Genomic DNA, 6,173 nt, shown 5'->3' on the forward strand with positions numbered 1-6,173 from the left:
TCAATCCTCGAGACCGATCACCTGCCAGTCACCGCCGGCGCGTTCCCGCCGCAGGCAGACCGCCCGCCCGCCGGCCAGCTCGCCGGCACAGTAGTCGGCCGCCTCCCCGGCCGCCGCCCACCAGCCGGTCTCGACACGCTCGGCCTCGCCACGCCGCTGCACGGCCGCATCCGGTCGATGGGGCGCCTCGAGCCACCACAACGGTCGGAAGGGTCCCGGCGGCGACTCGTCGCCCATGCCCCCCGGCAAGTCCGCCTCGACCCGATGACGCGGCAACCCGCTCGCCGACGGGGCCAGGGGCTGCAAGCGGACGCGGTCGGTGGGTACCAGCGTCGGGATCTCCTGGAGGCGGCCAACGGCCTGCCGCCCCAACCGGGCCTGCAGGCGTTGCAACAGGGCCTGCCGGTCGCGTCCGCGCGTGTCGGCATCGGCAAACAGGCTGCCCTGCCCCGACCGGGGCGCGACCAGCCGTTCGGCCTCCACCCGCAGGGAGGTCACCGGGGCCAGCGTCCCGACCGACTCCAGGCGCAGGCGCAGCTGCCCCTGCCAGAGCTCGACGTCCCGTCCGGGCTCCGCGGTAGCCACCTCCAGCCGGGTCGCCGATCGCGCCTCGTGGCCGAGCCAGACCACGAAATCGGCCACCGCGAGCTGTCGACGGCGCAGGAAGTCGCCCAGCCCCACCAGCGGGCCTCGCGCGAGCAGCAGCAGGCGATCGACCTGGGCGGCGGGGTCCCAGAGACTCACTTCTCGGGCATAGCGGGCCGGGGGGACCAGGTCGGCCAATGGCCAGTCCCGTTCGGCGAACAGGCGGTCCAGGTCGACGAGCAGGGCCGGGTCGCTGCGCATGCCCAGCCCGTCACGCGGCAATCGGCGCACCTCGCCCAGTCGGCGCAACCCGAGTTCGGCAAAACGATCGGTCCAGCTGTCCGGCCAGTCAAGGCATGCCAGGGGCAGCCGGCTGACGGCCGCCAGTTGCTCGCGGGGGTCGCAAAGCCAGGGCCGCTCGCCGTCCACCGTCGCCGCCAGTGCCCAGGCGATCCGCGGGTGCCGCGCCCCGGCGGCGCGCACCACCACCTGCCAGGGTTGCAATGCATCGAGCAACCGCTGCGCCAGTGCCTCGATCCCACCGAACAGCGCCGCGCTGCCACCGATCTCCAGCAGCAGCCCCGGGGCGGCATCGACATCGCGCCGCAGCGGCGGCGGGCGGGTCACTCGCGAGGTGTACGTCAGGGCCCATTCGCCCCACTCGGCCAGCCACGATTCCACCGCCGGGTGATCGATGGTCAGACAGCGCAGCGGCACGGCATCCGTCGCGGCATGCGCCCGGTGACGGGAACGCGCCGCGGCCAGGCTCTGGCCAGGCTCGATGCCCAACTCGGCCGCCGCGCGGTTGACCGCCGCGATCCGTCCGGCCCGGCCCGCGCCATCCAGCAACACCGCAGGGGGGCGTTCCCGTCGCTCGACTTCCGGGCAACGACACTCGAACCAGGCCTCCGGAAACCGCAGCGCCAGCCAGTAGGAGGCCTGTGATGCCGATCGGTCGCTCGTGTTGGTGGGCATGACGGACTCCGGGCATGGATACTGTTCTTTCTTACAGTATACTTGCCCATACGTTCCAGCCACCCCCTGAGCCATGATCGAATCGACTTCCCAGCGACCACTTACGCCCCGCCAGGCCGAGATCCTGGCATTCATCCGCGACACCATCCGCGAGACCGGCATGCCGCCGACCCGCGCGGAAATCAACGCCGCGCTGGGCTTTCGCTCGCCCAATGCCGCCGAAAGCCACCTCAAGGCGCTGGCGAAGAAGGGCGCCATCGAACTGGTGGGCGGCCGCTCTCGAGGCATTCGCCTCCCCGACGACGGGCACCAGGACGAGCTGGCCGTGATCGGACGGATCGCCGCCGGCAGCCCGGTCCTGGCCGCCGAGCACGTCGAGTCCCGGGTGCCCGTCAACCCGGCCCTGTTTAGGCCGCGCGCCGATTACCTCTTGCGCGTGCGCGGCATGAGCATGCGCGATGCCGGGATCATGGACGGCGACCTGCTCGCGGTGCACCGCACCGAGGAGGTCCGCAACGGCCAGATCGTGGTGGCCCGCCTGGCCGACGAGGTGACGGTCAAGCGCTACCGACGCCGCGGGGCGAAGGTCTGGCTGATCCCGGAAAACAGCGAAATGACGCCGATCGAGGTCGACCTGCGCCGCGATGAATTGATCATCGAGGGTCGTGTGGTCGGCGTATTGCGCACCTTCGACTGATCGACCAGCCGGCAACGGGAGTGTCACGACATGAGAGAACGGGCCATCGGAGGAAACGATGTCGCCGAGCTGCTGGCCCGGCATGACATCTGGCGCGGCTGGCAGACGCGACCGCCGACATCGGCCGCCACGCCCTGCCCCAGCGGCTGGGCGGCGCTGGACGAGTTGCTCGGCGGTGGCTGGCCCAGCGAGGGGCTGGTGGAGTTCTACACGGGCCGCGCGCCCAACGGCCCCTGGCGCCGCCCCTGCGACCGGCTCGATGCGACCCCTCTGCCGGCGCGACAGGACTGGTTCCAGGCCACGCTGGGCCACGGCCTCACCGCCCTGCTGATGCCCTGGCTGCGGCGACAGGCCCGGGCGGGCGGCATCGCCCTGATCAACCCACCGGCACGCCCCTGCGCCGAACGCTGGCGACGGGAGGGGGTGCCGCTCGAGGATCTGCTCGTCGTCCAGCCACGCGACCTGCGTGAACTGGGCTGGGCAACCGAGGAGGTGGTCCAGTCCGGCACCTGTGCGCTGGTGCTCGCCTGGTTGCCGCCGCTGAATTTCGCCCTGCGACGACGACTGAAGCTGGCCGCCGAAACCGGCGGCAGTTGCCTGGTCACGCCCTACCCGCTCGGCACCGGGATGGCAGCAGGCAGCGCGAACGCGCCCTCAAGCCCCGCCTGGGCCCAGTTGAGCGTCTCGCGCCAGGCCACTGGCTCGGGCCGATCCCTGTGCGTGCAGCGGCTCAAGCCGTTCCACCCCCGCCGGGTGCAGCTCGCCCTGAACGGGGGGATGGATGGACCGGCCTCGTTCGAGTCGGCGGACACGCCGCCCCTCACGCTTGTCGGGGGGCGCTGAGGCGTCCCTCAGCCGCCGGTGGCACGGCGGTATTCCGGCATCACCGCGGGGATGGCGCGCTCCAGCGCCTGGATGCGGTTGCCGCTGCTCGGGTGGGTGCTCAGCCACTCCGGGCCACCGCCACCGCCCTGCGCCTGCATCTTGCGCCACAAGCTGACGGCCGCGCGCGGGTCGTAGCCCGCCCTCGCGGCCAGCAACAACCCGACTTCATCGGCCTCGAGTTCCATGCGCCGGCTGAACGGCAGGTCGACCGCCACGGCGGCCACCTGCTGCGCCATCTCCGCAGTCCGGGCATCCAGTCCACCGATCGCCGAGGCCACCGACAGGCCCATCTGCTGGGTCATCGCCATCGACATCTTCTCGCGCGTGTGCCCCGACAGGGCATGCGCAACCTCGTGGGCGATCACCTGTGCCAGTTCGTCGTCACTGGGCTGGATCTTGTCGAGCATGCCGGTGTTGATGCCCACCTTGCCACCGGCCATCGCGAAGGCGTTGACGCTGTCGTCACGGAACACACGACTCTCCCACTGCCAGCCGCCCGCCTGCGGATAGACCCGGACCGCCTGCGGCACGATCCGCTGGGTGATGCGCTGCACCCGCTGACTGGCGACATGCGAGGCCGGCAGGGTGGATTTCTCCCTGGCCATCCGGGAATAGGCCTGGTAGGCCATCTGATTGGCCTGCCCCTCGGGCATGATCATCAACTGGCTGCGCCCGGTGACCGGGTGGGTCGCGCAACCGGCAATGACGAGCATGAGCCCCGCCAGGGAGACCAGCGCAGGCAGACGTGGCAAAGGTGACAAACGCATCGCGGCTACCCTCTTTCGGCACCCGTCGGTGCCATGAAAAACCCCGGTCTCCACGAAGACCGGGGTCGTGACCATCGGTTCCACGCCGGGGATCGCACCTCGATAGCCGTCCCTCAGCCCCCGAGGGCTCGAATGGCCTCGTCGAGCTCGTCGTCGATCATGCTCGACTCGAGGTCCACGCCCAGCTTCTGCGCGGCCATGATGGGGCGATCGTCCGGCGTGCGGCTGATCCCGCGGGCCTGAGCGATCGCGCAGATCACGACGTCACTGTAGTTCGGGTCGCCATCGTGCTGGTAGCCGAGATCGCCGCAGTGCTCGATCACCTCCGCGAACATGTCCGGGAAATCCCATGCCTTGACGATGTTGCCGCCCAGCCGCGACTGCAGGCTTTCGACCAGTTCGTCGAGCACGGCCGGGGCGTCCTGCAACTTGGGGATGTCCTCGGCGACCACGATCACCGGAATGCCGCCGACACTGTGCAGCAGGCCGGCCAGCAGCGCCTGGTCCGGATCGAGCTTGGTATGCCGCCGGGCGATGTGGTTCGCCAGCGCCGCCACCTGGGTGGAAAACGCCCAGTGGTCGCGCATGAACCGCTTGATCGTCGATGTCCGCGCGTGAAACAGCTGCTTGGCCGACAGCGATACGATCAGCTGGCTGACCGTGCTCATGCCCAGGCGGGAGACGATCTGGTTGAGATTGTCGATGTGCTGGGCGCCCCGGTACAGCGGGCTGTTCGCTACCTGGATCAGGCGGGCGGCGATCGCCGGGTCCTGCGAGATCACCTCGACGAGATCGCTCGCCGAGCTGTTGGGATCGTCGATGACCCGTCGCGCGCGCATCGCCACGTCAGGCAGCACGGGCAAGGAAATGCCCTTGTCGCGGATCTTGTTGATGATCGCCTGTTCAAGTGCCGGATTGGCCACGTTCTGTTTCTCCCTGAAATGGCACCGGCAGCCGCAAGGGCCCCGGCGTGGACGATCAGTCCGCCAGACGAGTGTACTTCACTCGCTTGGGCTGGTCGGCGGCATCGCCGAGTCGCTTCTTGCGGTCCGCCTCGTACTCCTGGAAGTTGCCCTCGAAGAACACCACCGAACCGTCGTCCTCGAAGGCCAGCATGTGCGTGGCGATGCGGTCGAGGAACCAGCGATCGTGCGAGATCACCAGCGCCGAGCCGGGGAAGTCCAATAGCGCGGTCTCGAGCGCCCGCAGGGTCTCGACGTCGAGATCGTTGGTCGGCTCGTCGAGCAGCAGCACGTTGCCGCCGGACTTGAGCAGCTTGGCCAGATGCACCCGGTTGCGCTCACCGCCCGAGAGGTCCTTCATGAACTTCTGCTGGTCCTGACCCTTGAAGTTGAAACGACCGAGATAGGCGCGCGAGGGCATCTCGAACTTGCCGACCGTGATGTGATCGTAGCCGTCGGAAATCTCTTCCCAGACCGTCTTGGTGTCCTCCATGTCGTCGCGCGACTGGGCCACGTAGGCCAGCTCGACGCTCTCGCCGATCTCGATGTTGCCGCCGTCCGGCTTTTCCTCGCCCATCAGCATGCGGAACAGCGTCGACTTGCCCACGCCGTTCGGGCCGATGATGCCGACGATCGCACCCTTGGGCACGGAGAAGTCCAGACCCTGGTAGAGCTCGCGGTCGCCGAAGCGCTTTGTCAGTCCATCGACCTCGATCACCTTGTCGCCCAGGCGCGGACCCGGCGGGATGTATATCTCGTTGGTCTCCGAGCGTTTCTGGTATTCCTCGGACTGCAGTTCCTCGAAGCGCTTCATGCGAGCCTTCGACTTGGCCTGGCGGCCCTTGGGGTTCTGGCGCACCCACTCGAGCTCCTGCTTCATCGCCTTCTGATGGGCCGACTCGGTCTTCTCTTCCTGCTCGAGGCGCTTTTCCTTCGCCTCCAGCCACTGCGAGTAATTGCCCTCGAACGGGATGCCCTGGCCGCGATCGAGCTCGAGGATCCAGCCGGCGACGTTGTCGAGAAAGTAGCGATCGTGGGTGACCGCCACCACGGTGCCGGGGAATTCCTGCAGGAAGCGCTCCAGCCAGGCGACGGATTCGGCGTCGAGGTGGTTGGTCGGCTCGTCGAGGATCAGCATGTCGGGGTTGGACAGCAGCAGGCGGCACAGGGCGACCCGACGGCGTTCGCCACCGGAAAGCTTCGTGACGTCCGCGTCCCAGGGCGGCAGGCGCAGCGCGTCGGCGGCCACCTCGAGCTTGCGGTCGAGATCCCAGCCACCACCGGCCTCGATCTGGTCCTGCA

6 protein-coding genes are annotated in these 6,173 nt (G+C 68.9%); 2 read left to right on the plus strand and 4 right to left on the minus strand.

All coding sequences use genetic code 11. The features are described from left to right. A complete protein-coding gene (locus ACLFRM_RS00515; protein ID WP_410753621.1) occupies positions 1–1,560 on the minus strand; it encodes a hypothetical protein in 1,560 nt (519 codons plus the stop codon). 73 nt (positions 1,561–1,633) lie between these two features. Here ACLFRM_RS00515 and lexA point away from each other — a divergent pair, with 73 nt between their 5' ends. Continuing rightward, complete coding sequence (lexA, locus tag ACLFRM_RS00520) at positions 1,634–2,257, plus strand: transcriptional repressor LexA (protein WP_410753622.1); 624 nt, start codon at positions 1,634–1,636, stop codon at positions 2,255–2,257. A 30-nt stretch (positions 2,258–2,287) separates the two neighbouring features. After that, complete coding sequence (locus ACLFRM_RS00525) at positions 2,288–3,100, plus strand: hypothetical protein (RefSeq protein WP_410753623.1); 813 nt, start codon at positions 2,288–2,290, stop codon at positions 3,098–3,100. An 8-nt stretch (positions 3,101–3,108) separates the two neighbouring features. Here the strand turns inward: ACLFRM_RS00525 and ACLFRM_RS00530 are convergent, their stop codons facing one another. From ACLFRM_RS00530 to ettA, 3 genes are all read right to left on the minus strand, one after another. Then, entirely contained in the window at positions 3,109–3,909 is an 801-nt protein-coding gene (locus ACLFRM_RS00530; RefSeq protein ID WP_410753624.1) for a M48 family metallopeptidase, read from the minus strand. 113 nt (positions 3,910–4,022) lie between these two features. After that, complete coding sequence (locus tag ACLFRM_RS00535) at positions 4,023–4,832, minus strand: HDOD domain-containing protein (RefSeq protein ID WP_410753625.1); 810 nt, start codon at positions 4,830–4,832, stop codon at positions 4,023–4,025. A gap of 55 nt (positions 4,833–4,887) precedes the next feature. Then, on the minus strand, positions 4,888–6,173 hold a 1,286-nt coding region (ettA, locus tag ACLFRM_RS00540; RefSeq protein WP_410753626.1), incomplete at its 5' end, for an energy-dependent translational throttle protein EttA.

Origin of the sequence: Guyparkeria sp. (genome assembly GCF_046540515.1) — a bacterium.
Classification (GTDB): Bacteria; Pseudomonadota; Gammaproteobacteria; order Halothiobacillales; family Halothiobacillaceae; genus Guyparkeria.